Annotated in this window: 28 protein-coding genes; 21 read left to right on the plus strand and 7 right to left on the minus strand. The window is 32.3% G+C overall.

From position 1 onward, the window contains the following. Nucleotides 1-1,744, minus strand: a 1,744-nt coding sequence (locus AADI82_RS03435) for an IPT/TIG domain-containing protein (protein WP_341215068.1), incomplete at its 3' end; no start/stop codon positions are given. A 172-nt stretch (nucleotides 1,745-1,916) separates the two neighbouring features. On the opposite strand from AADI82_RS03435, the gene AADI82_RS03440 reads away from it, so the two are divergent. Next, complete coding sequence (locus AADI82_RS03440; protein ID WP_341215069.1) at nucleotides 1,917-3,209, plus strand: aminopeptidase P family protein; 1,293 nt, start codon at nucleotides 1,917-1,919, stop codon at nucleotides 3,207-3,209. Between the two features lie 69 nt (nucleotides 3,210-3,278). Here AADI82_RS03440 and AADI82_RS03445 read toward each other — a convergent pair whose 3' ends face one another. Next, a complete protein-coding gene (locus AADI82_RS03445) occupies nucleotides 3,279-4,601 on the minus strand; it encodes an aspartate kinase (protein WP_341215070.1) in 1,323 nt (440 codons plus the stop codon). Between the two features lie 100 nt (nucleotides 4,602-4,701). On the opposite strand from AADI82_RS03445, the gene AADI82_RS03450 reads away from it, so the two are divergent. Further along, nucleotides 4,702-5,358 (plus strand): hypothetical protein, encoded by a 657-nt coding sequence (locus AADI82_RS03450; protein ID WP_341215071.1) that lies wholly within the window; start codon nucleotides 4,702-4,704, stop codon nucleotides 5,356-5,358. A 58-nt stretch (nucleotides 5,359-5,416) separates the two neighbouring features. On the opposite strand, the gene AADI82_RS03455 is transcribed toward AADI82_RS03450, so the two are convergent. The 4 genes from AADI82_RS03455 to brnQ form a co-directional block, all read right to left on the minus strand. Then, nucleotides 5,417-5,800 carry a hypothetical protein gene (locus AADI82_RS03455; protein ID WP_341215072.1) on the minus strand — a complete coding sequence of 128 codons (384 nt, stop codon included), beginning with the start codon at nucleotides 5,798-5,800 and terminating at the stop codon, nucleotides 5,417-5,419. A 42-nt stretch (nucleotides 5,801-5,842) separates the two neighbouring features. Next, nucleotides 5,843-6,403: a carboxymuconolactone decarboxylase family protein gene (locus AADI82_RS03460; protein WP_341215073.1), complete on the minus strand. Its 561-nt coding sequence runs from the start codon at nucleotides 6,401-6,403 to the stop codon at nucleotides 5,843-5,845. 218 nt (nucleotides 6,404-6,621) lie between these two features. Further along, nucleotides 6,622-7,470, minus strand: a complete 849-nt coding sequence (locus AADI82_RS03465) for a helix-turn-helix domain-containing protein (RefSeq protein ID WP_341215074.1) — start codon at nucleotides 7,468-7,470, stop codon at nucleotides 6,622-6,624. 8 nt (nucleotides 7,471-7,478) lie between these two features. After that, nucleotides 7,479-8,765, minus strand: a complete 1,287-nt coding sequence (gene brnQ / locus AADI82_RS03470; protein ID WP_341215075.1) for a branched-chain amino acid transport system II carrier protein — start codon at nucleotides 8,763-8,765, stop codon at nucleotides 7,479-7,481. Between the two features lie 34 nt (nucleotides 8,766-8,799). Here brnQ and AADI82_RS03475 point away from each other — a divergent pair, with 34 nt between their 5' ends. The 3 genes from AADI82_RS03475 to AADI82_RS03485 all read left to right on the plus strand — a co-directional run bounded on the left by AADI82_RS03475 (nucleotide 8,800) and on the right by AADI82_RS03485 (nucleotide 10,235). Beyond that, nucleotides 8,800-9,576 carry an alpha/beta hydrolase gene (locus AADI82_RS03475; protein WP_341215076.1) on the plus strand — a complete coding sequence of 259 codons (777 nt, stop codon included), beginning with the start codon at nucleotides 8,800-8,802 and terminating at the stop codon, nucleotides 9,574-9,576. A gap of 62 nt (nucleotides 9,577-9,638) precedes the next feature. Next, nucleotides 9,639-9,905 carry a hypothetical protein gene (locus AADI82_RS03480; protein WP_341215077.1) on the plus strand — a complete coding sequence of 89 codons (267 nt, stop codon included), beginning with the start codon at nucleotides 9,639-9,641 and terminating at the stop codon, nucleotides 9,903-9,905. Between the two features lie 81 nt (nucleotides 9,906-9,986). Then, complete coding sequence (locus tag AADI82_RS03485) at nucleotides 9,987-10,235, plus strand: hypothetical protein (protein ID WP_341215078.1); 249 nt, start codon at nucleotides 9,987-9,989, stop codon at nucleotides 10,233-10,235. Here AADI82_RS03485 and thiL read toward each other — a convergent pair. Beyond that, entirely contained in the window at nucleotides 10,225-11,271 is a 1,047-nt protein-coding gene (gene thiL / locus AADI82_RS03490) for a thiamine-phosphate kinase (RefSeq protein WP_341215079.1), read from the minus strand. The genes AADI82_RS03485 and thiL overlap by 11 nt on opposite strands. Nucleotides 11,272-11,559: 288 nt before the next feature. Between thiL and AADI82_RS03495 the strand changes: the two genes are divergently transcribed. The 16 genes from AADI82_RS03495 to AADI82_RS03570 form a co-directional block, all read left to right on the plus strand. Continuing rightward, nucleotides 11,560-12,942 (plus strand): choice-of-anchor B family protein, encoded by a 1,383-nt coding sequence (locus AADI82_RS03495; protein WP_341215080.1) that lies wholly within the window; start codon nucleotides 11,560-11,562, stop codon nucleotides 12,940-12,942. A gap of 7 nt (nucleotides 12,943-12,949) precedes the next feature. Beyond that, nucleotides 12,950-14,293: a hypothetical protein gene (locus AADI82_RS03500; protein WP_341215081.1), complete on the plus strand. Its 1,344-nt coding sequence runs from the start codon at nucleotides 12,950-12,952 to the stop codon at nucleotides 14,291-14,293. Next, a complete protein-coding gene (locus AADI82_RS03505) occupies nucleotides 14,294-15,061 on the plus strand; it encodes an MbnP family protein (RefSeq protein WP_341215082.1) in 768 nt (255 codons plus the stop codon). Nucleotides 15,062-15,064: 3 nt separating this feature from the next. Beyond that, the gene (locus AADI82_RS03510; RefSeq protein WP_341215083.1) at nucleotides 15,065-16,132 is read left to right on the plus strand and encodes a cytochrome c peroxidase; all 1,068 of its coding nucleotides are present in this window, start codon (nucleotides 15,065-15,067) and stop codon (nucleotides 16,130-16,132) included. Between the two features lie 139 nt (nucleotides 16,133-16,271). After that, the gene (locus AADI82_RS03515; protein WP_341215084.1) at nucleotides 16,272-16,601 is read left to right on the plus strand and encodes an iron-sulfur cluster assembly accessory protein; all 330 of its coding nucleotides are present in this window, start codon (nucleotides 16,272-16,274) and stop codon (nucleotides 16,599-16,601) included. Between the two features lie 18 nt (nucleotides 16,602-16,619). Next, a complete protein-coding gene (gene sufB / locus AADI82_RS03520) occupies nucleotides 16,620-18,068 on the plus strand; it encodes a Fe-S cluster assembly protein SufB (RefSeq protein ID WP_341215085.1) in 1,449 nt (482 codons plus the stop codon). Between the two features lie 10 nt (nucleotides 18,069-18,078). Beyond that, complete coding sequence (locus tag AADI82_RS03525; protein WP_341215086.1) at nucleotides 18,079-18,501, plus strand: hypothetical protein; 423 nt, start codon at nucleotides 18,079-18,081, stop codon at nucleotides 18,499-18,501. Between the two features lie 2 nt (nucleotides 18,502-18,503). Continuing rightward, the gene (gene sufC, locus AADI82_RS03530) at nucleotides 18,504-19,256 is read left to right on the plus strand and encodes a Fe-S cluster assembly ATPase SufC (RefSeq protein WP_341215087.1); all 753 of its coding nucleotides are present in this window, start codon (nucleotides 18,504-18,506) and stop codon (nucleotides 19,254-19,256) included. Between the two features lie 141 nt (nucleotides 19,257-19,397). Next, nucleotides 19,398-20,711, plus strand: coding sequence for a Fe-S cluster assembly protein SufD (gene sufD / locus AADI82_RS03535; protein WP_341215088.1), 1,314 nt, complete (start codon nucleotides 19,398-19,400; stop codon nucleotides 20,709-20,711). A 91-nt stretch (nucleotides 20,712-20,802) separates the two neighbouring features. Beyond that, the gene (locus AADI82_RS03540) at nucleotides 20,803-22,017 is read left to right on the plus strand and encodes a cysteine desulfurase (RefSeq protein ID WP_341215089.1); all 1,215 of its coding nucleotides are present in this window, start codon (nucleotides 20,803-20,805) and stop codon (nucleotides 22,015-22,017) included. A 176-nt stretch (nucleotides 22,018-22,193) separates the two neighbouring features. Further along, nucleotides 22,194-23,258: a zinc metalloprotease gene (locus AADI82_RS03545; protein ID WP_341215090.1), complete on the plus strand. Its 1,065-nt coding sequence runs from the start codon at nucleotides 22,194-22,196 to the stop codon at nucleotides 23,256-23,258. An 88-nt stretch (nucleotides 23,259-23,346) separates the two neighbouring features. Beyond that, nucleotides 23,347-23,775: a hypothetical protein gene (locus AADI82_RS03550; protein WP_341215091.1), complete on the plus strand. Its 429-nt coding sequence runs from the start codon at nucleotides 23,347-23,349 to the stop codon at nucleotides 23,773-23,775. Nucleotides 23,776-23,814: 39 nt separating this feature from the next. Continuing rightward, a complete protein-coding gene (locus AADI82_RS03555) occupies nucleotides 23,815-24,237 on the plus strand; it encodes a SufE family protein (RefSeq protein WP_341215092.1) in 423 nt (140 codons plus the stop codon). Between the two features lie 43 nt (nucleotides 24,238-24,280). Further along, nucleotides 24,281-24,607 (plus strand): DUF59 domain-containing protein, encoded by a 327-nt coding sequence (locus AADI82_RS03560; protein ID WP_341215093.1) that lies wholly within the window; start codon nucleotides 24,281-24,283, stop codon nucleotides 24,605-24,607. A 22-nt stretch (nucleotides 24,608-24,629) separates the two neighbouring features. After that, on the plus strand, nucleotides 24,630-25,199 hold the full coding sequence (locus tag AADI82_RS03565; protein WP_341215094.1) for a class I SAM-dependent methyltransferase: 570 nt from the start codon (nucleotides 24,630-24,632) through the stop codon (nucleotides 25,197-25,199). Between the two features lies 1 nt (nucleotide 25,200). After that, nucleotides 25,201-25,345, plus strand: a 145-nt coding sequence (locus AADI82_RS03570) for a DUF2480 family protein (protein WP_341215095.1), incomplete at its 3' end; no start/stop codon positions are given.

A 25,345-nucleotide genomic window follows, 5' to 3' on the forward strand; every position in this document is an offset into this window, starting at 1 on the left:
CTTTTTGCAAATTAATATATGACGCATTGTTGATATAAAATTGGTCTTTTGCTGGATTTGGGTATATTTTTATGGCTTCTGTTAATTCATTTTCATTAACACTTAACGGACACGAGGCATTTGTCATTAATGCAAGTGAACAAACCATTGCACCCTCGCTTCTACCTTGTATATTGTTAGCGGCTGTACTGTTATTTGCTCCAATTACTCTTTGGTATTCAAAATTTTGAAGTGTATAATTCATAACATCATTTCCATTATTTACTGGTGTAGAATTATCAATAATATGGTCCAACTGATGTCCATGACCCAACTCGTGTAATGCAACACTTTCAAAATCCCATTGTTCAAAAGCAATTCCTAAAGGATCACTCCCAAAATACCATGACTCCATAGCTGGTGTAATAGGGTCATTAATGTCACTATCAAATACTATGTCTAATTCTGAAACATACCATTTGAAAGGTGAAGGTCCACAACCCGAATACCATGAAAAACAAGCACCTAAAATATCATCATTCATCGTTATATCTTCAAGTTCAGTCCCATTATCAAACCTTATAACATTAGTCCCATCTCCTTCATCTGGCTCTCCATCCATATTACCATCAGCCATAGTATCATTACCAATAATGTCTACAATTGTCGCGGTATCACTGATTACCCAATTTACTCCTGTTTCACAAACCCAATTATTAAAAGCGCGCTCAAATGCTGCTTTAGCACCAGGGTGTTCTGTATCATTAAAAAAATCTGTTTGCATTTCCCATGTATAACCTCCTGCTCCATTTTGATTATAATGCTGAACTTGATAAGCAAGTTCCCCTTCTCCGTAATCTCCTTCAACGTTACTTTCCGAATATAAGACAGTTAAATTCGCAGAAGAAACCGCAACACCTGGAATTGGAGTAATTCCATCTGTTACTTGAATTTTTCCAGTCCCTGCAGCAGAAGGAACTTCAACTGTAATTTGAGTATCCGACCAAGTTAATACTTGACTATCTAAAGCATCAACATAAGTCGCACCTCCGTCATTAGCATTACTAAATCCAACTTTTCCTTTTACCCCACCAAAACCAGAACCACTAATTGTAAGCACTTCTTTAGTCCCTGCCGTTACCGCTGTAAGAGGGAAAGTTATTGAGCTAGGAACAAAAGAGTTTTTTGATTGATTTGATTTAGAGTAATCATTAGTTTTAAACTCTGATACTTCAATATAACTAGATTTTGTATAATTCATTATTTCATCATAAAATGAATTTGAAATTCCTTTCTTTTTACTAAAGGGGTTTGCAGCAATGTTATCATATAAATTATACCTATAAAATCCTTGTGACGAACCATAAGGTCTAAACTCTTTTTTTGCTAGTTTATCCTTTTTTAAATAAGCTGATACATTACTTTTTTGCAAAGTAAAAACACCAACATCTCCTTTATAAAGTTTTAAGCTTGGATTTACGGTTAAATTTTTTAAACCAACTGTTCCTCCTAGTGTAATAACATCAACTATTGTAGTTGGTTCTCCTTTAAAAACTTTATAAACTTCAACTGTGTTTTTTGTATATATAAGTCCGTTATCTGTATTCCAAAAAGATTTTTTTGCAATCACTTTCCCCTCTACAACCAAACTCGATTTATCAATTTGTTGCTGTAAGGATGTTTCTCTAAGCATCTTTTGTGCAAATAGATTTTCAGTCATAAATAAACTGAATAGTAATGTAACAAGCAAAGTAATTTTCTTCATCATCTTAAGTTTTAGTGTTATTGTGAAATTAAAAAACTAAATCTAATAGCTTGTAAATTAATCTATTGCTAATTTAGTTTTTAAAAAATTTGAGGGATTACCAAATATAACAAATAATTATACATGATTTATTTAGATTTGCTACATTTAGCAAACTTAATATATAGTTAACATGAAATATCATTTAATAAATTCAAATCTCTTTATAAGAAACAGAAAAAATTTTGCTTCGAACATGAAGCCTAATAGTTTAGCTGTTTTTAATTCAAACGACATCTATCCAATAAGCGCAGATAGCACCATGCCTTTCGAGCAACATCGTGATATTTTTTATTTAAGTGGCGTAGACCAAGAGGAAAGCATCTTAGTTTTATTTCCAGATTGCCCAAAAGAAAGTCATCGTGAAATTCTATTTTTAAAAGAAACTAACGAACATATTGCTGTTTGGGAAGGCGAAAAGCTAACCAAAGAAAAAGCGTTTGAAACCTCAGGAATTAAAACTGTTTACTGGTTACAAGACCTAGAAAAAATTATGTTTGAACTTATGACGCAATGCGATACCGTTTATATAAATACTAACGAGCATTATAGAGCAAATGTTGAAACCGAAACTCGCGAAGATCGTTTTACAAAATGGTTAAAAGATAAATATCCTGCACATGCGGTAGCCAAAAGCAACCCTATTTTACAACGCTTACGCTCAGTTAAAGATCAAATAGAAATTGATTTATTGCAACAAGCTTGTAATATTACCGAAAAAGGATTCCGTCGTATTTTAAACTTTGTAAAACCTGGGGTTTGGGAGTATAATATTGAAGCAGAATTTATGCATGAGTTTTTAAATAATCGCTCAAAAGGATTTGCTTATACACCAATTGTCGCTTCTGGAAACAATGCTAATGTATTACATTATGTTGAAAATAACCAACAATGTAAAACAGGCGATTTAATTTTATTAGATGTTGGAGCTGAATATGCTAACTATTCTAGTGATATGACTAGAACTATTCCCGTTTCTGGTAAGTTTTCTGAAAGACAAAAAGCTGTTTATAACGCTGTTAATCGCGTAAAAAATGAAGCAACTAAAATGCTTGTTCCTGGAACTATTTGGGCAGATTACCATGTTGAAGTTGGTAAATTAATGACCTCTGAATTATTAAGTTTGGGTTTACTTGATAAAGCCGATGTGCAAAACGAAGACCCAAACTGGCCAGCGTATAAAAAATATTTTATGCACGGTACAAGCCACCACATGGGATTAGACACACATGACTACGGTATTTTAACAGAACCTATGCAAGCCAATATGGTGTTTACTGTTGAACCAGGTATTTATATCCCTGAAGAAGGTTTTGGTATTCGATTAGAAGATGATGTTGTGATTCAAAACAATGGAGAACCTTTTAATTTAATGCGAAATATTCCTATTGATGCAGATGAGATTGAAGATTTAATGAACTCATAAAAATAAATGAGGGTCGTTTAAAAACGACCCTCAAACTACAACACTAAAAACTGCAATTTACATGTGTTTTTATAGAGTGACTAATTCAAATAAATAACCATTTAGCTTTCTTAGTGTTTTAACTTTATCGTTAGCATTTATTAATAGAGAGATATTATTTTTACTTCCGCCGTAAGAAATCATTCTTATTTTTACATCTTTTAAAATTTTAAATAACTTGTAAGTATACTCATGATTTACAACTGAATGCCCTACTAAACAAACAATGCTTTGGTTTTTATCAACCTCAATCAATGCAAATTTTTCGAGTTCAGCAACTATTTTATCTAAATTTCTATCATTATCAATTGTAAGTGAAACGGCAACTTCAGATGTTGTAATCATATCAATAGACGTTTCATAAACTTCAAAAATCTCAAAGACTTTCTTTAAAAACCCATGAGCTTGAAGCATCCTTCCAGATTTAATTTTAATAGCCGTAATATTATCTTTAGCAGCAATGGCTTTAATACCATTTTCTGATGTAATACTAGAAATTAATGTCCCATGAGCCTCAGGGTTCATAGTGTTTTTTAAGCTTACTGGTATGTTGTATTCTCTAACTGGTGTAACGGTTTGCGGGTGTAATATTTTTGCTCCAAAATAGGCTAATTCTGCAGCTTCATCATAAGACAAATTTGAAATTGGTTTGGTGTTTTCAACATACCTCGGGTCGTTGTTATGCATCCCATCAATATCTGTCCAAATTTGCACTTCTTCAGCTTTTATTGTAGCACCTATTATTGTTGCTGTATAATCGCTTCCGCCACGTTGTAAGTTTGATATTTTATCATCAGCATCTAAACAAATAAAACCTTGTGTTATATAAATATCTGAAGTTTTGGCAGTATTAAAAACAGTTTCAAAATGTTTTTTTATATAAGGCAAATCGGGTTCTTTAGTAGCATCAATTCGCATAAAATTTAAGGCTGGCAATATTGCAGAACGAATACCTTCTTGTTTTAAATAGCAGTTGAATATATAGGTTGAAAGTAATTCTCCTTGAGCTAAAATTGTGTTTTCTAATACGTTTGAAAACGGTTTATAAGTTGAGTTTATTAACAAACTAAAAATATCTGAAACATAATTTTTTGTTTCATTATTTAAAGTTTTATCTATTAAAAGCTCATCAATTGTTAGGCTATAAGTTTCATGGAGCTTGTGTATTTTATTAATAGCCTCATTTGAGTTTTCATCTTTAATATGGTTTGCAATAGCAACCAGCTCATTTGTGGTTCCTGACATTGCCGATAAAACAACAATTTTCTTATTGCCATCATTAATAATATTCTTAACGTTTGTAATGTTTTTTACAGACCCAACCGATGTGCCACCAAACTTTAATACTTTCATTCTTATTGATTTAATCAATGTAAAATTATAACTCATTTCTTCAATAAAGATATTTTTACAAAAAAACGTTTATATTTGCACAAATTGTTATATAATTAACATGAAAACTGTATCAAACTGTGTAGAAGACATACTAATTTCGCAGCCTTATTTAGAAGAAGCTTTATCTAGAAACATCATAAATTTTAGTGCTTTGGCTATAGAGCTAACTAAACCGATTAGCGAAATGCTTAAAAAAGAGGTGAAACCAGGAGCTGTTATGATGGCTTTAAGGCGCTATAATCCGCCAGTAACCTTATCTAATTCTGCAAAAATGAAGCGCATGCTTCAGAATTTAGGCGATATTACTGTACGTTCTAATTTAACTGATTTTACTGTAAAAAATTCGAATACTTTAATACATAATCATGCCAAAGTGTTAGAAAAAATAGACGATGAATCTAAATTATTTTACACCTTTACTAGAGGTATTCACGAAAGCAATATGATTATTTCTAGCAGCTTAAAAGACTTCATAAAACTGCATTTAAAAAACGAAAAATTTCTTGCGGTACAAGATAATTTATCGGCAATAACCATAAACTTACCTCAAGACAACTCGAAAATTGCGGGATTATATTATCATTTTTTTAAGCGGTTAGCGTGGGAAGGTGTAGTGCTTTACGAAGTAATTTCAACCACAAATGAGTTTACTATACTGGTTGAAGATGAATATGTTGACAAAGCTTTTACAGCAATTAAAAGGGTGAAAAATTAAAAAGACACTCAAAAAAATGAGTGCCTTTTCAACTATTAATCAATCACCATCAAACCAATTATTTTACAACCAAAGTATATTCTGGAGTTTTATTAAACGGACAGAAATACTTGTATGTCCCTTTTTTAAGCGTTACCTCTTTTGAAGATTCTGTTTTACCATGCTTCACCATTTGAGAAACATAAGCATCAGCAATATGATTTTCAGGCTTAGATCCATCTTTACCATCTTCAATTAATACTAACCCTACTTCTGGTGCTGCATTGTTATTTGTTACATTAAACACATATATCCCTTCGGTAAGTGTTAATGCCTTTTGTGTAAACTCACCTTTTGTTTGTTCAAAAGACACCGTTTTAACAACTGTTTTATTCATTTTGTCTTGTGCAGTAGCGGTTATTGTAAAGGCTACTAAAAATAATCCTACTATTAAATTTTTCATTGTTTTCATTTTTAAATTCTATTTTGGTTTTTATTTAAATATTTAGTTTGATGTTACTGTAAATTTCCCAGCTTCAACACTTGGAAAATCTACTTCAGTTTCAGCTATATGGTTTACATAATTTGTTAATGTGTTAGATACTACATTTAAAATAATCTCTAAAATGTCGCCATCATTATAACCAGCTTCTTTTACTGATTGAATAGCTTCCGAAGAAACTTGACCTCTATTTTTTGTTACTGTTTGTGCAAATTGCAAACCTGCTTGTGTTTTAGCATCGGTTGCAATTCCTTGCCTGTTTTGCTCTGTTTCCTCAATAGTTAAACCATTCATTTTCCCAATGGTTGTATGCGCAGATAAGCAATAATTACATGCGTTTTCTTCGGCAATTGCTAATGCTAATTGCTCTCTAAATTTGTTGCTAAAGTTTCCGCTTGCGGTTAACTCGCCCAAACTTAAATAGGTTTGTAACGTTGCTGGTGAGTTTCCAAATACTTTAATTAAATTTGGAATAAAGCCTAATTTATTTTGAACTGTGTTAAATAATTCTTTAGATTTTCCTGCTGTTGTTTCTGGGTTTAATGTTTCAATTCTTGTGCTCATAATTTCTATTCTTTAATTATTGTTTAATTTATTTACTTATGTTTTTGCATTCGCACAATTGTCTCTCGGGGAAATTTTCATCGTATTCTTGATAACCCCAACAATTTGGACATTGTTTATTTTCTGTTGTCATAATCACTTTGTTTTTAATTACAATGCAAATATGCAACCGATAGTAAGGTGAAAAAATGGACAAAAGTTCCTAATACTAGGACAGACTAGTTTTTATAATCTTTTTTGAACTGAAGTGGTGATTTTGAAGTCGCTTTTTTAAAGAAACGCGTAAAATATGCCGAATCGTTAAAACCTAAATGGTAAGCTATCTGTTTTACAGAATTGGTTGAATAAATAAGTTGACGTTGTGCTTCCAATATAATTCTATTTTTTATAAAACCACTCGGAGTTTGAGTTCCTATTTTTTGAAAGTGTTTGGTTAACGATTTTGGAGAAACTCCCAAACGATTTGCATAATTGGTTACCGAATGTAATGTTTTAAAATTCTGCTCTACTAATAGACTGAAATCTTTAAAGAGTTTTGTTTCGTCATTATTTTTTATAATATGATGCTCCTTTTTTATGCGAACAGAATGAATTATAAATTGTTTTAAATATGCTTGAAGCATATCGTATTGTGCAGTTACATCCTCTTTTTTAAATTCGTCAATCAAGCTTTCTAAAATAAAATTAAGTTTATTTGTATCGCTTTCACAAGGTTTTATAAAAGGTGTTTCGTATACGTTATTAAAAAGTATTCCATTACAAGCCACTTCTTTATCATGCGCTTGAATACAATAGAAATCGCGAACAAAAGTTAGTTTATATGCTTCTTTTATTTTTTCAGATTCAACTGAAAACACTTGCCCTGGAGATAAAAAGAAAAGTACATTATCATCAAAAGCATAACTTTCAAAATCTATATTATAAACACCTTTTCCATCTTTAATCCAATAGATATTATAGGCATCTATTTGTTCAGGATTATTAAATACACAAGCTTTTTCAAATTGAATAACGCTTAGAGAAAATATATCTTTATAAGAATAGGTTGAAATATCTTGAACTGCCATACATCAAATTAATTAGATGTAGCTTTAGTCGTAAAAGTTTTAATATTTAACACTAAAAATGTAATTAATGCTGGAAGTATCCAACCCAAATTTTGGCTAGCTAAAGGCATTACACTTTTAACATATTCTAGATGAGTTGAATTAATAATGAATCCTAAAAAATCTGGAATGCTAAAAATAAAAGTGGTTAAAACAACACCTCTAAAAACTAGTTTTGATGCCAATTTTTCTGGAATAACATTCAATAAAATAAGCACAATACACAATGGATAAATAAACATTAAAGCAGGTAGCGCTACATCTATAATATACTTAACTTGCATTTGCCCAACTAATATCCCAACTAAACAACATATAATAGTTGTAATTAAATAAGCCTTTTGAGATTCCTTAAAATAGGTCTTAAAAAAATCTGCAATACTTACAATAATAGCAACAGCTGTAGTAAAACAAGCCAAAGCAACTAACACACTTAAAAATGTAGACCCAACATTTCCTAAAGTTTTTGTAGCCAAACCAGAAAGGAGATTGGTTCTAGAAATACCGCTATCAAATTGCCCATTATAAAACGCTCCAATGGCAATTAAACCTGCATAAATAACAAATAGCCCTGTCATTGCTATAAGTCCAGATTTTGCAACCATCTTTCTTTTTTCAATAAAAGATAACTTGTTTTTAGAGTTGTTTATTGAAACCAATACAACACCCCCCATAATCATACCTGCCATAGCATCATATGTTTGGTAGCCTTCCAACAATCCACTTATTATAGGGAGTTCAAAACTTGAAGGACTCATAGTTGTTTCAGCAGAAAAAACACCAACAACAATAATCGCCAATACTATTAAAACAATTATGGGCGTTAAATATTTACCAAGAATGCTTAATGCTTTGTTCCGATTCATCACAAAAATAAATGCTAATACAAAATAAACAATGCTAGTAAGTAATGCGCTTGTATCAAAAAAAGGTGCAATCGCCATTTCATGAGTCACAGCCGCTGTTCTAGGGCAAGGTAGCGCAATAGTAATGGCATACATGCAAAAGCAAAAAATTAAACTAAAAAGCGGAGATACTTTTTTACCAAAATCAAACATGGTGCCTTGTAGTCTGGCATGTGCAAAAATTGCCAATAACGGAATTATAGTTGCCGATGTAATAAAACCCAAAGCAACCAACCACCAATCTGCACCTGAATTAAACCCTAATAACGGTGGCAAAATTAAATTTCCTGCGCCAAAAAATCCAGCAAATAATGCAAAGCCAAATACAAAGGTTTCTTTAGTTTTATTCATGGCATGGTTTATATTTGTCTAATATAGTTTAAAAATGATTTTAGAGTACAAAGGCATCAATATTTTTTATACCGATGAAGGCAAAGGGCAAGCCATTGTTTTGCTTCACGGTTTTTTAGAAAACTCAAATATGTGGCATGATTTTCTGCCAGAATTAACAAAAAAAAACAGAGTTGTTTGTATTGATTTATTGGGGCATGGGCAAACAGGTTGCATAGGCTATATACATTCCATGGAACTTATGTCTGAAGCCGTTGAGACCGTTTTAAATCATTTAAAAATTAAACAATCTACTTTTATTGGGCATTCTATGGGTGGTTATGTAGCACTCGCTTTCGCGGAAAAAAATCCAGATGCCATCATAGGTTTATGTTTGATGAATTCAACTGCCGAAAAAGATTCAAAAGAAAAAAAAGAAAATAGAGATAGAGCCATTATAACAGTAAAACAAAACCATAAAACATTTATTAGAATAGCAATTAATAATTTATTTAGACCAAAAAACAGAGCTATATTTATTAATGAAATAAAGCAAATAGTTGCTGAAGCTTTACAAACACCTTTACAGGGCATTATTGCTGCTTTAGAAGGCATGAAAATTAGACCGAATAGAGAAGCTGTTTTAAGCTCAAACAAATTTAAGGTAATGATGATAATCAGTAAAAAAGATCCTGTTTTAAATTACAATTCATTGGTATTACAAGCAAAAAAAGCGCGTATAAAAGTAGTAGAATTTCCTGATGGACATATGTGCCATATTGAGAATAAAGACGAATTCTTACACAGAATAATGCATTTCATCGAAAATTAATATCATTTTATCGTTTTTATTATTTATTTTCCCTATGTTTATTGTCCCTAAAAATTTAACCCATGAAAAAAAATACTAACAAACCTACTTTTATCCCAAAAATGTACTGCAATCTTTTTGGGCATGATTATCAAGTAACTAAAAAAGTGACTTATCATGTTAAGGAGTACACTTGTAAACACTGCAAAAAAGAATTAACTACAAACAGCAACGGCAATTTAATAGAGCTAACCCCTAAGTTTAAGGAGATTAATGCCATACTAAGTCGTATTCATGCTTCAAGAACACAACGTTTAAAGGAAAAATCATTCGCTTCGTCGATTTATTAACATTCTATTGATAACTTTAACGGCTTTTTAATACATTTAAAGTCTCTCCATTAAAATAGTATTGATTAATAGTTAAAGTTTATGAAAAGCATTCATTGTAAGATGTTTGGACATGATTTAGAAATAGCACGAGAAGTTACTTATCATGTCAAAGAATATACCTGTAAAAATTGTAGAAAAGAATTTACAACCAGTAGTTCTGGTAACTTAACAGAACTTACTTCTAAATATAAGGAAATAAATAAAGTTTTAGAATATATCCACAAAAAACGCATTTCTAGAACTAACCGAAAAAACCTTAATCCTAATTTACTCGTCTTTAAGCATTAAAATTTTTCCACCCTTGCGCCTTTATTGGTATTCTTGTTTCGGCTCTAGTAATTAAATGTATGCCTGCGCTTTCTTCTTTTATATGACCAATTATTGAAAAATTTGGATTCGCTTTAATCTTTGGATAATCCTCTTGAGAAATTGTGAATAACAATTCATAATCTTCGCCTCCATTTAAAGCAACTGTTGTACTATCAATATTAAATTCTTCGCAAGTAGAAATAACCTGAGGATCCAACGGGATTTTTTCTTCATACAAATCACAACCCACTTTACTCTGTTTACAAATATGAATAATTTCAGATGACAAACCATCGCTAATATCAATCATAGCAGTTGGTTTTAGCTTCAAATTACTCAATAATTTAACAATATCTTTTCGAGCTTCAGGTTTTAATTGACGCTCAATTATATAAGAATAAGGATCTAAATCTGGTTGATTATTGGGGTTTACTTTATACACTTCTTTTTCTCTCTCAAGCACTTGCAAGCCCATATACGCAGCACCCAAATCGCCTGAAACTACAAGTAGATCATTTGGTTTTGCTCCGTTTCTATAAACTTCAATATCATTTTCAACCTCACCTATAGCAGTAACAGAAATTAACAAACCTGTTGTAGATGATGTGGTATCTCCTCCAATAACATCAATATCATAAATATTTGCTGCAGTTTCTATGCCAGCATACAAATCTTCAAGAGCTTCAAGCGGAAACCTGTTAGATACCGCAATAGAAACCGTAATTTGTGTAGCCATAGCATTCATAGCAAATACATCAGATAAATTAACAATTACCGCTTTGTAACCCAAATGTTTAAGCGGCATATAACTTAAATCGAAATGCACTCCTTCAACAAGTAAATCGGTTGTAACAACAATCTTACTATTTTTAACCTCTAAAACCGCTGCATCATCACCAATACCTTTGATGGTCGATTTATGTTTAATTTTAAAATTTTTAGTTAAATGCTCAATAAGTGCAAACTCACCTAAATCGCTTAATTGTGTGCTTTGTTGATTTTTATCTTCTATCATACTGCAAAAGTAAGAAGCTATTTTTATTAATTGGCATGCTTTTAATATTATAACATTAAAAAGAAGTCATTTTTTCAAGGTTAGAGCATTCAATTTTAACATTAAAATCGATGAGCTGTCAGTCTTTTTAACTAATATTAAACTAACTTTGCTGTTAATCTTGTTTACCTAAATTATTATTTATTAGATATTTAAGATTATAATATATCCTAAAAATAGTTCGTTTTAATATAATGCTATGATATTAAAATAGAAATTGAAAAAGAATAATTAAAAAATTGCAAAACTATGACCCGGTCTATAAAAAGTACTAATGTTCTAAAAATTTTAATTTTAGGATGCTTTTTGTTCTCAACTACTTTTTCTTGTGATAATGAAACTGTAGAATCTGCTGTAATAATTGACACAGATAATGATGGTATTGAAGAAAGTTTAGACAACTGCCCTTCTATTGCAAATCCAGATCAAGCAGATGCAGATAGTGATGGCATAGGTAATTTATGTGACAGCGATTTTATTAATCCCAATACTCCAGCTGCTATTTGCGAAAATGGTTTTGCAGGCATTTATCCTTGTAAGGATTACGATTTAATGGCGCATTTGCCAATAAATACTTTTGGTGCTTCAGAAGGAAATGATTCTTGGGGTTGGACAGACCCATCTACGGGTAATGAGTATGTGTTATTAGCCACGGATACAAACGTTGCTTTTATTGATATTACTGAACCTACAAACCCAATTTACCTAGGTAATGTCCCAACAGAAACCGTTGCTAATTCTTGGCGTGATGTTAAAGTATATAAAGACCATGCCTTTATAGTTGCCGATAATGTTGGTGCTCATGGTATGCAAGTGTTTGATTTAACACGTTTACGCAATGTTGAAAATCCCCCTGAAACGTTTACTACTGATGCTGTTTATACTGGAGTTGGAAGTTGCCATAATATAGTAATTAACGAGGAAGAAGGTTTCGCTTATTTAGTAGGCTGTAACACCTATAGTGGTGGTCCAAACTTTGTTGATATTACTAATCCGAAAGACCCTGTTGCTGCTGGTGGTTATTCAGCAAATGGTTACTCGCACGATGCACAAGTAATAACATATAATGGCCCTGATACTGATTACACAGGAAAACAAATTTACATAGGTAGTAATGGCAGTACTTCTGGTACAAATAAAGTTGTAATTCTTGATGTTTCAGACAAAGCAAATCCACAATTTATTTCTGATATAACCTATTCAAATTCTGGTTATACACATCAAGGTTGGTTTACTGAAGATCAACAGTATTTCATTTTAGGAGATGAGCTTGATGAACAATTTTTTGGAAACAATACAAAAACATTAGTTTTTGATTTTAATGATTTAGATAATCCTACATTATCTTCTACTTATTTTGGTCCAACATTAGCCATAGACCATAATGGTTATGTAAAAGGTAATACATACTATTTAGCTAATTATAGAGCTGGATTAAGAATACTGGATATTACCAATATTGCCGCATCATCAAATGCCATGACCGAAGTTGGTTATTTTGATACTTTTCCATCAAATGATGGCGCTAATTTTAACGGCGTTTGGAATGTATACCCTTATTTTGAAAGCGGAAATATTGTTATTAGTGATATAGAAGGCGGTTTATTCATCGTTAGAAAAAGCGGCACATAATACTTTTATGCTGAAAAAAAACCTTAAAATATTATACCTTCTTACCATTGCTTTCTTTTTTGCAAACTGTTCAAAAAACGAAAATGACACAAAAGAAATAATTCCTTTTCAACCTGAAATAGAATTTATAAAATCCTATGGTGGCTCTAAAAATGAAAGCGCAAAAACAGTTGTTAAAACGCCAGATAATGGCTATGCAGTTTTTGGATATACACAAAGTGATGATGGCGATGTTACTAATAAACAAAACGGTTTGTTTGATTATTGGCTACTTAAATTTGATACTGCCAACAACCTACAATGGCAAAAAACATTTGGAGGAAGTGATGACGATAGAGGCACAGATATTATTCAAACAGTAGATGGTGGATTTGCCATTTTTGGTTTCAGTCAAAGTGCAGATGGTGATGTAACCGAAAATGCTGGAGCTAGTGATTTTTGGATTTTAAAATTAGATGGTTCAGGTAATATTTCATGGCAAAAATCTTTTGGTTTTTCTGGTGCTGATGATGGCATTTCAATAATACAAACCAATGATAATGGCTTCCTCATAACTGGCACTTTAGATGTCACTGCCTCTGGAGGTTTAGGCAATAGCAAGTCTTTTGCTAAAAAACACGCAGGTGGCGATTATTGGGCTATTAAACTTAACGCTACTGGCAACAAACAATGGAGCAAATTTTATGGTGGCACATTTACAGATACCCCCTACGATGTTATTCAAACTAACGATAATGGTTATATTTTAGTAGGCTCTTCAGATAGTAATGATGTCGATATATCAAACAATAAAGGCTCTTACGATTTTTGGGTTATTAAAATATCTGAAACAGGAACTTTAATCTGGGAGAAATCTTTTGGAGGCACAGAAATTGACGAAGCTAGAGCTATTACAAACTCAAATGACGGCAATTATATTATAGTTGGAGATACTAGAAGCAATAATTTGGACGTTTCTGAAAACCAAGGTGCAGCCGATTTATGGGTGATTAAAATGTCTCCTTTTGGCAATATAATTTGGGAGAAAACTTTTGGAGGCACAAGTTTTGATGTGGCTCGATCTGTCTCAAAAACCCAAGACGGTGGGTTCTTAATTTCGGGAAGCTCAAGAAGTAGTGATGGTGATGTTTCAAATAATAACGGACAAAACGATGCTTGGGTTTTAAAAATTGATGCTGATGCTAATCTAAAATGGCAAAAAACCATTGGGGGCACCGCTATTGATTTTGCATTTGATGTAATTGAACTAAATGATAAATCCATAATAGGAGTTGGAGAAACAAACAGCTCAGATTTTGATATTTTAGAAAACAAAGGGTTTACAGATATGCTGATTTTCAAAATAAAATAAATGAATAAAGTAGCTTCAATATTATTTACTTGTTTACTTCTCATTTCTTGTAGTGAAAACAATGACGACAATATTAATCAAGTTAACGCTACTTTCAATTTTACTCATAATTGGGACGAAATATCGGTTTCAAACGCAGATTTTAACAATATTAAATATACTAATGCAAATGGCGAACAATTAAGCATTACTAAACTCAGATATTTAATTTCAAAAATCACTTTTCAAAAATCAAACGGAGAAAAAACTATTTTGGATGGTTACAATTTAGTCGATGTCACCAACAACAAAAATCTATCATTTACGCCATCGAAAACAATTCCTTTAGGTAATTATACCCACGTTTATTTCACCTTTGGATTCGATAACGATGCTAATTATAATAATAATTATCAAGATTTAAATTCGGCTTCATGGATTGTTCCTGCAATGTTAGGTGGTGGCTATCATTTTATGCAATTAGAAGGTAAGTTTATTAACAATTCAGCTACTGAAATAGGTTATGCATATCATGCTATAAGAGCGGTTGATATTTCTAAAATACCCTTAGAATTTCAAGATACTTTTTTTGAGGTTGATTTAGGATCGATAACCATTGAAAACAATTCAACATTTAATATTGAAATGAATATTGCCGAATGGTTTAAAAACCCAAACCCTTGGAATTTGAATGCTTTAAACAATACGCTAATGCCCAATTTTAATGCCCAAATTATGATGTTTGAAAATGGACAACATGTATTTAGTTTGAAATCTGTTATACAATAATTTTTGCAAAAATGGATAGCACATATTAGTTGTATATTTATTTTCATCTGTTCGTCTTGTTCAAATGAAAGTGTAGAAACCTATGTGACAACACCAAGTCCGTTACAAATTCCTCGATTATTTGAAGACAATATTTTAAACCCAGTAATTCCTACAAATAATCCACAAACTGTTGAAGGTATTACTTTAGGAAAAAAGTTGTTTTTCGATCCTATTTTATCAGCAAATAACACACAAGCCTGTGCCGATTGTCATGCTCCAGAAAACGCATTTTCTGATGCCGACAGATTTAGCGACGGAATCGATGGTATTCGAGGGAACAGAAATTCGATGCCTTTATTCAATCTCGCATGGAATTATGATGAAAAATTCTTTTGGGATGGAAGCTCATTCAGTTTAGAACATCAAGCTTTTGTACCTGTTTCAGACCCAATTGAAATGAAAAGTTCTTGGTCTCAATTAGAAACTGAACTTCAGCAACATCCAGATTATCCAAAACTTTTCAACTTAGCCTTTGGTAATTCAACAATCGATTCAACTTTGGTTACAAAAGCCATTGCTCAATTTGAACGGACTTTAATTTCATCCAATTCAAAATTCGATAAATACCTTTTAGGCGAAACAAATTTAACTCCTGAAGAACTGAACGGATTTAATGTTTTTATGGACGAAACCAAAGGCGATTGCTTTCATTGTCACGGCAGCGATAAAAACCCACTTTGGACCGATAATATTTTTCATAACAACGGTTTAGATGCTACAATTACAGATTTAGGTTTGGGGGCTATAACTGGTGACCCATCAGATAATGGTAAATTCAAATCGCCATCGTTACGCAATCTTGCTTTTACTGCGCCTTATATGCACGATGGCAGATTCGAAACACTTGATGATGTTATAAATCATTACAGCGAAGGCTTACAAAACTCGTCAACAATAGATCCTTTAATGAAAAAGGTAGCTCAAGGCGGCGTGCAATTATCAGACCAAGATAAAGCCGATTTAAAAGCCTTTTTACTATCACTTTCTGATTATGAGTTTATAAGTAATCCAAACTTCTTAAATCAATAAAAAAAACCTATAAAACTATATACTAATATAATGTTAGGTTATATGGTAATCCATGACTTATATTGTATATTTGCACTCTATTTAGAAAGTGTCTTAATAAAAAACACTATTAAAACATTCTAAATCTAATAAAAAAAATATGATAAAAGTTTCTGAAACAGCTAAGAAAAAAGTTATTGAATTAATGACTGACGATGGCTATAACCCAACCGAAGACTTTGTGCGTGTTGGAGTTAAAAGTGGTGGTTGTTCTGGCTTATCTTACGATTTAAAGTTTGATAAAGAAAATCAAGAAGAAGACAAAATTTTTGAAGACAATGGCGTGAAAATTATTGTTGACAAAAAAAGTTTCTTGTATTTAATAGGCACTACTCTAGAATATTCGGGAGGATTAAACGGAACGGGGTTCGTGTTTAATAACCCTAACGCAAACCGCACTTGTGGTTGTGGCGAATCATTTTCATTATAATAAATTTAAGAAAGCATTATGTCGAAGTATACAGAAGATGACTTACGCGAAGAGCTAAAAACTAAAGAATACGAATACGGCTTTTATACCGATATTGAATCTGATACATTCCCTAATGGTTTAAATGAAGATATTGTACGCGCTATTTCTAAAAAGAAAGACGAACCACAATGGATGACCGATTGGAGATTAGAAGCCTTTCGAGTTTGGAAAGAGATGACCGAACCAGATTGGGCAAATGTTAATTATGTAAAACCAGACTTTCAAGGTATTTCATATTATTCTGCACCAAACAGCAAACCGAAATATGATAGTTTAGATGAAGTTGACCCAGAATTATTGGCAACTTTTGCAAAACTAGGCATCTCGATAGATGAGCAAAAAAAATTGGCTAATGTCGCTATGGATGTTGTGGTTGATTCGGTTTCAGTAGCAACAACATTTAAGAAAACGCTTGGTGAAAAAGGTATTATTTTTATGAGTATTTCTGAAGCTATCAAAGAGCATCCGGAACTTGTAAAAAAATATTTAGGAACCGTGGTGCCTCAAAAAGATAATTTTTATGCTGCATTAAATTCTGCTGTATTTAGTGATGGAAGTTTCTGTTACATTCCAAAAGGGGTGCGTTGCCCAATGGAACTTTCAACCTATTTTAGAATTAATCAGGCAGGAACAGGACAGTTTGAACGTACACTTGTTATTGCTGACGAAGGCAGTTACGTTTCTTATTTAGAAGGTTGTACAGCACCGAGTAGAGACGAAAACCAATTGCACGCTGCCGTTGTAGAATTAATTGCACTTGATGATGCAGAAATAAAATACTCAACCGTGCAAAACTGGTACCCTGGAAATGCCGAAGGGAAAGGTGGTGTTTACAACTTTGTAACCAAACGTGGTTTATGCGAGAAAAATGCAAAAATCTCTTGGACACAAGTTGAAACTGGTTCTGCAGTAACATGGAAATATCCTTCGTGTATTTTGAAAGGAGATAATTCAGTCGGTGAATTCTACTCCATCGCAGTAACAAACAATTATCAGCAAGCCGATACGGGAACGAAAATGATTCATTTGGGCAAAAACACTAAATCGACTATTATATCAAAAGGAATTTCAGCAGGAAAATCTCAAAATAGCTATCGTGGTTTAGTTCAAATAAATTCTAGAGCAGAAAATGCGCGTAACTTTTCTCAATGCGATAGTTTACTAATGGGTAATGAGTGTGGGGCACATACCTTCCCATATATAGAAGCAAAAAATAAATCGGCAAAAATAGAGCACGAAGCAACCACTAGTAAAATTGGTGAAGACCAAATTTTTTATTGTAATCAACGTGGTATAGATACTGAAAAGGCTATCGCCTTAATAGTAAACGGCTTTAGTAAAGAAGTTTTAAATAAACTCCCAATGGAATTTGCAGTTGAAGCTCAAAAATTATTGGAGATTAGTTTAGAAGGAAGTGTTGGATAAATTAATAAAGATGAAAAAAGTATTAATTGTTATTTTATGTCTTACAGCATTTTTAAGCTGTAAAAAAGATATTAAAAATCAAAAGAAAGAAGAATCTATTGTAACTGAAAATTCAGAACGAACAGCAAAACAAAGTGATGGATTAACACTTTTAAAAGGCGAGTTTGTATATTATGCTGATGCTGCAGTCTTACAAACACATGCCGAAATTTATGGTGTAATTCTTAACGAAAAAGTTGATGAATTAAACGATAAGGCAAAACCATTTAAAAAGGAACCAACAGATTTTGTTTTAGTTGAGATTCGCGGAAAGATTACTCAAAAACCAGAAGGTGAAGAAGGTTGGGATAATCAAGTAGAAATAAAAGAAATACTGAGTGTAAAGCCTGCTTCAAATGAAAAAAATAACGTTGTAAAATTAGGAAAAGAATAATTATGTTAAAGATAAACAACTTACACGCAAGTGTTGAAGACAAAGCTATATTAAGAGGTATTAACCTAGAAGTAAAACCAGGAGAAGTACATGCTATAATGGGACCAAATGGTTCTGGAAAAAGCACATTAGCATCAGTTATCGCTGGAAAAGAAGAGTACGAAGTTGATAAAGGTGAAATCATTTTACTAAACGAAAACATTGATGATCTTTCTGCAGAAGAACGCGCCCACAAAGGTATTTTTCTTTCGTTTCAATATCCTGTAGAAATTCCTGGAGTTTCTGTTACTAATTTTATTAAAACCGCTATTAACGAAACACGAAAAGCTAAAGGTTTAGAAGACATGCCCGCAAAAGACATGCTAAAATTGATTCGTGATAAAGCTGATTTATTAGAAATTGACAGGAAATTTTTATCACGTTCCTTAAACGAAGGGTTTTCTGGTGGAGAGAAAAAACGAAACGAAATTTTTCAAATGGCTATGCTAGAACCAAAATTGGCTATTCTTGATGAAACCGATTCTGGATTAGACATTGACGCTTTACGTATTGTGGCAAATGGTGTAAACAAACTTAAAAATAAAGACAATGCAGTAATTGTTATAACGCATTATCAACGTTTATTAGATTATATCGTTCCAGATTTTGTTCATGTTTTACACGAAGGCCGTATTGTAAAATCTGGTCCTAAAGAACTTGCACATGAGCTTGAAGAAAAAGGATACGACTGGATTAAAGAAGAAGTTGGCGCATAACGCAAATAAACAGTATTCAGTCGCAGTTAGCAGTCTGCTCACTCATAACTGAATACTAAAAAAGTTTAAAAATAGTAAACAGTTCTTTCTTAACTTTTATTTTTACTGAAAACTGAGACTGTGACTGAAAACTGAACAAAAATGGATTTAAAAGAAAAATTAGTATCATCCTTTCTAGTATTTGAAGACCAAGCAGATGTTGACACTTATATACACGATGTTAGAAACGATGCCATAAAAATATTTGAAGAAAAAGGCTTCCCTACCAAAAAAGAAGAGGCTTGGAAATACACATCTTTAAATAAAATATTAAAAGAAGATTACAGTGTATTCCCTAAACAGGAAAATACTATAGATTATAATGACATAAAAAAATATTTTATCCATGATATAGACAGCTACAAAGTCGTTTTTATTGATGGTAAATATTCTTCGCACTTATCGCAAACTACGCATGATAGTATAGATGTTTGTTTAATGTCGGCAGCATTGTCAAAACCAAAATACCGTTTAGTAATAGAAAACTATTTTAACAAAGCCGCTACAAAAGATAGTTTACCATCACTAAATACGGCATTTTCAAGCGAAGGCGCGTACATACATATTCCAAAGAATAAACTTGTAGAAAAACCAATTCAAATCATTCATTTTTCTACAGGAAACGAATCAGCAACCATGCTACAACCACGTAATTTAATTGTGGTAGACGAGAATTCGCATGTACAAATTATAGAGCGTCATCAAAGTTTAACAGATAATCCAGTGTTAACCAATAGTGTTACCGAAATTTTCGCAAACAAACGCGCCATTGTAGATTATTACAAAGTACAAAACGATAATGCTAACGCATCGTTAATAGACAATACGTTCATTAAACAAAAACGCGAAAGCGTTGCGTCTGTGCACACCTTTGCTTTTGGAGGGAAATTAACACGCAACAATCTTAATTTCTATCAAGAAGGGGAACGCATCAATTCTATACTAAAAGGCGTAACGATTATTGGTGACAAACAACATGTCGATCACAATACATTAGTGCATCATATAGAACCAAATTGCGAAAGTCATCAAGATTATAAAGGTATTTTTGGTGAGAATTCAACAGGAGTTTTTAATGGTAAAATTATAGTAGAAAAAGAAGCGCAAAAAACCAATGCCTTTCAAGCTAATAATAATATTTTAGTAAGCGATAAAGCAACTATAAACACTAAACCACAGCTAGAAATTTTTGCTGATGATGTAAAATGTTCCCACGGTTGTACCATTGGTCAATTAGACGAAAGTGCTATGTTTTATATGCGTTCACGAGGTATTCCAGAAAAAGAAGCTAAAGCACTTTTAATGTACGCCTTCAGTAATAACGTTTTAAATTCGGTTAAAATCCCAGAAATAAAACAACGCATCACCAAAATAATTGCCAATAAATTAGGTGTAAATATTGGGTTTGATCTATAATTTTATTTGAAGCTATTTCCCGCTATCCGCTGTATCTTTTTCTCGTACCTCAAAAAAGGATGCCGCTTCTATCGGGGCTAAACCATCAGCCATGTTCAACGTAAACGACATAAGAAAAGATTTCCCTATACTATCCAGACAAGTAAATGGCAAACCTTTGGTGTATTTTGATAATGCAGCAACATCGCAAACACCTCAACAAGTTATTGATGTTATTGTAGATTATTACTCTAATTACAACGCCAATATTCATCGTGGCGTACATACTTTAAGTCAAGAAGCCACCGATTTATACGAACAAGCACGCTTAAAAATACAAGCACATTTTAATGCTAAGTTTTCACACGAAATCATACTAACTTCTGGCACAACACACAGTATTAATTTAGTAGCAAGCGGATTTTCATCACTATTAAAAAAAGGCAACGAGATTATTGTTTCGGCTTTAGAGCATCATAGTAATATTGTGCCATGGCAAATGCTTTGCGAGCGCACAGGTGCTGTTTTAAAAGTCATCCCCATGAACGACGATGGCGAACTTATCATGTCGGAATTTGACAAATTGCTTTCAAAAAATACAAAACTTGTTTTTGTAAATCATATTTCAAACGCCTTAGGAACTATAAACCCTATTGAATATATTATTGAAAAAGCACACCAAGTTGGAGCTGCAGTTTTAATTGATGGTGCACAAGCCTGCCCACATATAAAACCAGATGTTCAAAAATTAGATGTCGATTTCTATGTTGCTTCAGCACATAAAATGTGTGGTCCAACAGGAGTTGGAGTGCTTTACGGAAAAGAAGATTGGTTAAACAAATTACCACCCTATCAAGGTGGAGGTGAAATGATTGCCGAAGTTACTTTCGAGAAAACAACTTATGCGAGTTTACCACATAAATTTGAAGCAGGCACACCAAATATTTGTGGTGGTATAGCCTTTGGAGCAGCTATCGATTATATGAACACTATTGGTTTCGATACTATTGAAAAATACGAGCATGAATTGTTAATTTATGCTACAGAAAAACTTCTAGAAATTGAAGGTTTAAAAATCTACGGAACCTCAAAACATAAAACATCGGTTATTTCATTCAATTTAGAAAGTATTCATCCTTATGATGTGGGCACTATTTTAGATAAACTGGGAATTGCTGTTCGTACAGGGCATCATTGTGCGCAACCTATTATGGATTTTTATAAAATCCCTGGAACTATTAGAGCTTCTTTTGCATTTTATAATACCAAGGCAGAAATTGACGTTTTGGTTGCTGGTGTTAAGAAGGCAAAAATGATGCTTTCATAATTCATCAAAACCTATTTTTTTAAGAGTATACTTTTTATTTGAGTCGCATAATACTGTTAATTATATAACACTATCGTGTATTTTGTCGAATAATTAACAGGTTTTTTGCATAATTATTAGATAATTTCTAAAATAATTTTATCTTCAGCATCGACTAATTCAAATATATTTTAAATATGAAAAAATTACTTTTAAGTATGGCTGCAGTAGCCTTACTATTCACTGCATGTGATGATGACAAAAATGAAATCGTTCAAGAACAAGAAATTGATATGAGCGATTTTTATGTTTACACCGATTCCAATAATGACTTCTCATCCAAATCTTCTAATGGAAAAAGCAATAAAAAATCCTGTTACGCAATGGATGTGCTTAACAAACAACTTGATGCCAATCCTGGACTAGCAAAAAAAATGTATAATATTGAATATCATACAAGAAAGTTTTTAGCTACAAAAGGAAAGCCTGGTGGAGGCGGTGGAAATCCAGGTGGAGGATCTGGAGATGCAGATATTGATGTGTTACCAATTCAAGATAATTTAGGAGTTATTAATATTCCTGTATACATACATATTGTATATCCAGACGCTGATGTAATAACTCAAAGTCAAATAAACTCTCAAATGGCAACTTTAAATGCCGATTTTAGAGATATTAATACAAACCAACTTCCTTCTGGAACTACGTTTGCCAATGATGCTACAGATGCTGGTTTTAGCTTTAGTTTAGCTGGTACTTTTAGACATAATGATTCAAAAGCTTCTTGGGGAACAAACAATTCAGTAAAAGCTGCTTATCCCCCAATTAGCCCTGAAACGCATTTAAACATTTGGGTATGTAATATTGGTGGAGGTATTTTAGGATATGCTCAATTCCCTGGTGGAAATTCATCAACAGATGGTGTCGTATTAGGTGGAGACTATTTTGGAAATACCGGTGGTGTTTACGGATTAGGTAGAACAGCTACTCACGAAGTGGGGCACTACTTTAACCTACGTCATATTTGGGGAGATGGTAGATGCAATAGAGATGATTTTGTTACCGATACTCCTACTGCTGGTGCTTCTAATGGAGGATGTCCAACATTCCCATCTGTTAGCTGTAAAACTGCTGATATGACAATGAATTATATGGATTACACCTATGATGCTTGCATGTACATGTTTACAGATGGGCAACGCAACAGAATGCGTGCTATTTTTGCTTCTGGAGGTCCTAGAGCTTCAATGATAGGTAACTAATTTATATTCTTTTAATAAAAGTTAAAAAGACGCCAACTTTGGCGTCTTTTTTGTATTCTTAATATTATCTAGTTTAAAATTTATAAAAATGAAATATCTATTTTTAATGCTTTCGCTAATGTTTGTAGATAATAGTTGTTCGCAATCAAAAATAAATCAAGATGCTATTTCTTTAGAATACACCACGCAAACTAGAGGTGCTTACAAATGTATTGTAATTAATAAAAAGCAAGTTTCAACAATAAATAAGCACGGAGTAAAACCAAACAAAAAAACTTGTAGTGAAGGTGATTGGTCAAAACTTATAACTGTTCTTAAAAAAATTGATATTGAAAACATACCAAACCTAAAAGCACCTTCCGAAGATCGTTTTTTTGATGGCGCAGCCATAGCAAATTTAAAGATTACTTATTATGGTAGTGTTTACGAATCACAAAGTTTCGACCACGGAAATCCGCCAAAAGAAATCGCCATACTTGTTAAAGAAATCTTATCTATTTCTGAAAACATTGAATAGCAACATTTCTTATTGTATTTTTGCATAAAACTTGTTACTGTGACTATTGAAGATATACAAAACGAAATAATAGACGAATTCTCAATGTTTGAAGATTGGGAAGAACGCTATCAATATATGATTGATTTGGGTAAAGATTTACCTTTAATTAACGACCAATACAAAACCGAAAGCAATATTATTAAAGGTTGCCAAAGTAAAGTTTGGGTTCATGCCGAAATGAAGGATGATAAAATTGAATTTACCGCTGATAGTGATGCCATTATAACAAAAGGCATTATTGCTATTTTAATTCGTGTGTTTTCTAATCAACACCCAAAAGATATTATTGATGCCGATACCGATTTTATTGATAAAATTGGGTTAAAAGAACATTTATCACCAACGCGAGCTAATGGGTTAGTAAGCATGATAAAACAACTTAAAATGTATGCCATAGCATACCAAACACAACTTAACTAGGTTTATTAGTTTAAACAAATAAACGCATAAACAATAAAAAATTATGAGTAATACAACAATAGACACAAACGCCTTAGGCGAAAAAATAGTAAACGTTTTAAAAACAATTTACGATCCAGAAATTCCTGTTGATATTTACGAGTTAGGATTAATTTACGATGTATTTGTAAACGAAGATTACGATGTTAAAATTTTAATGACATTGACGACACCTAACTGTCCCGTGGCAGAAACACTACCGCTAGAAGTTGAAGAAAAAGTAAAATCTTTAAACGAGGTTAAAAGTGCCGAAGTAGAAATTACTTTCGATCCGCCGTGGACACAAGATTTAATGAGCGAGGAAGCAAAGTTGGAATTGGGGATGCTGTAAATTCAGTTTACAATCTTAACTAATGGATGGAGAATATTATAAAACTAAAGAGTCAGTTAAAGAATACATCAAATTAGCCAAAGGTTATGATGGTGCAGAATTGATTGAAAAACTTAAAAAAATTTTACCTTTAAATTCAACACTATTAGAAATAGGCTCTGGCCCTGGAAGTGATTGGAAAATATTAAGCACATCATATAAAACTATTGGTTCTGATAATTCAAATGAATTTTTAAATTATTTAACTGCTAAAAACCCTAATGGAGAATTTCTTAATTTAGATGCTGTTACATTAAAAACTGATAAAAAATTTGATGGTGTCTATTCAAATAAAGTAATGCATCATTTAAAAGATGGCGAATTAATTAAATCTATTAAAAGACAGCACGAAATATTAAATGCAGATGGCATAATTTGCCATTCCTTTTGGAAAGGTGATGGCTCGGAAGTATTTAAAGGTCTTTTTGTTAATTATCATAATGAAGAAAATCTAATAGAATTCTTCGAAGGTGCTTTTGAAATTCTTTTACTCGAAAATTATAAAGAATTTGATGATGCCGATTCAATTCTATTAATAGCAAAGAAAAAATAAAATGCCAGACGAAATCCTAAATCGCGTAGCGAATAGCAAATTAACCACTTTAAACCTTGAAGATTATTACCCTGAAGGTAAACGTGTACTTTTTGATATTAAAGATTGGTTATTTGAAGGTTTCGTTTTGCGAGAAAAAGAGTTTA

The sequence above is a fragment of the uncultured Wocania sp. genome (genome assembly GCF_964021735.1).
Classification (GTDB): Bacteria; Bacteroidota; Bacteroidia; order Flavobacteriales; family Flavobacteriaceae; genus Wocania_A.

Bases quoted from the DNA above. Each gene is read 5' to 3' on its own strand.
- AADI82_RS03525 (WP_341215086.1), top strand. From the start codon at position 18,079: ATGAAAAAAGTATTAATTGTTATTTTATGTCTTACAGCATTTTTAAGC.
- AADI82_RS03450 (WP_341215071.1), top strand. From the start codon at position 4,702: ATGAAAACTGTATCAAACTGTGTAGAAGACATACTAATTTCGCAGCCT.
- sufC (WP_341215087.1), top strand. From the start codon at position 18,504: ATGTTAAAGATAAACAACTTACACGCAAGTGTTGAAGACAAAGCTATA.
- AADI82_RS03560 (WP_341215093.1), top strand. From the start codon at position 24,281: ATGAGTAATACAACAATAGACACAAACGCCTTAGGCGAAAAAATAGTA.
- AADI82_RS03440 (WP_341215069.1), top strand. From the start codon at position 1,917: ATGAAATATCATTTAATAAATTCAAATCTCTTTATAAGAAACAGAAAA.
- sufB (WP_341215085.1), top strand. From the start codon at position 16,620: ATGTCGAAGTATACAGAAGATGACTTACGCGAAGAGCTAAAAACTAAA.
- AADI82_RS03565 (WP_341215094.1), top strand. From the start codon at position 24,630: ATGGATGGAGAATATTATAAAACTAAAGAGTCAGTTAAAGAATACATC.
- AADI82_RS03540 (WP_341215089.1), top strand. From the start codon at position 20,803: ATGTTCAACGTAAACGACATAAGAAAAGATTTCCCTATACTATCCAGA.
- thiL (WP_341215079.1), bottom strand. From the start codon at position 11,271: ATGATAGAAGATAAAAATCAACAAAGCACACAATTAAGCGATTTAGGT.
- AADI82_RS03545 (WP_341215090.1), top strand. From the start codon at position 22,194: ATGAAAAAATTACTTTTAAGTATGGCTGCAGTAGCCTTACTATTCACT.
- AADI82_RS03445 (WP_341215070.1), bottom strand. From the start codon at position 4,601: ATGAAAGTATTAAAGTTTGGTGGCACATCGGTTGGGTCTGTAAAAAAC.
- AADI82_RS03485 (WP_341215078.1), top strand. From the start codon at position 9,987: ATGAAAAGCATTCATTGTAAGATGTTTGGACATGATTTAGAAATAGCA.
- AADI82_RS03480 (WP_341215077.1), top strand. From the start codon at position 9,639: ATGAAAAAAAATACTAACAAACCTACTTTTATCCCAAAAATGTACTGC.
- AADI82_RS03505 (WP_341215082.1), top strand. From the start codon at position 14,294: ATGAATAAAGTAGCTTCAATATTATTTACTTGTTTACTTCTCATTTCT.
- AADI82_RS03550 (WP_341215091.1), top strand. From the start codon at position 23,347: ATGAAATATCTATTTTTAATGCTTTCGCTAATGTTTGTAGATAATAGT.
- AADI82_RS03500 (WP_341215081.1), top strand. From the start codon at position 12,950: ATGCTGAAAAAAAACCTTAAAATATTATACCTTCTTACCATTGCTTTC.
- brnQ (WP_341215075.1), bottom strand. From the start codon at position 8,765: ATGAATAAAACTAAAGAAACCTTTGTATTTGGCTTTGCATTATTTGCT.
- sufD (WP_341215088.1), top strand. From the start codon at position 19,398: ATGGATTTAAAAGAAAAATTAGTATCATCCTTTCTAGTATTTGAAGAC.
- AADI82_RS03465 (WP_341215074.1), bottom strand. From the start codon at position 7,470: ATGGCAGTTCAAGATATTTCAACCTATTCTTATAAAGATATATTTTCT.
- AADI82_RS03515 (WP_341215084.1), top strand. From the start codon at position 16,272: ATGATAAAAGTTTCTGAAACAGCTAAGAAAAAAGTTATTGAATTAATG.
- AADI82_RS03455 (WP_341215072.1), bottom strand. From the start codon at position 5,800: ATGAAAAATTTAATAGTAGGATTATTTTTAGTAGCCTTTACAATAACC.
- AADI82_RS03460 (WP_341215073.1), bottom strand. From the start codon at position 6,403: ATGAGCACAAGAATTGAAACATTAAACCCAGAAACAACAGCAGGAAAA.
- AADI82_RS03475 (WP_341215076.1), top strand. From the start codon at position 8,800: ATGATTTTAGAGTACAAAGGCATCAATATTTTTTATACCGATGAAGGC.
- AADI82_RS03495 (WP_341215080.1), top strand. From the start codon at position 11,560: ATGACCCGGTCTATAAAAAGTACTAATGTTCTAAAAATTTTAATTTTA.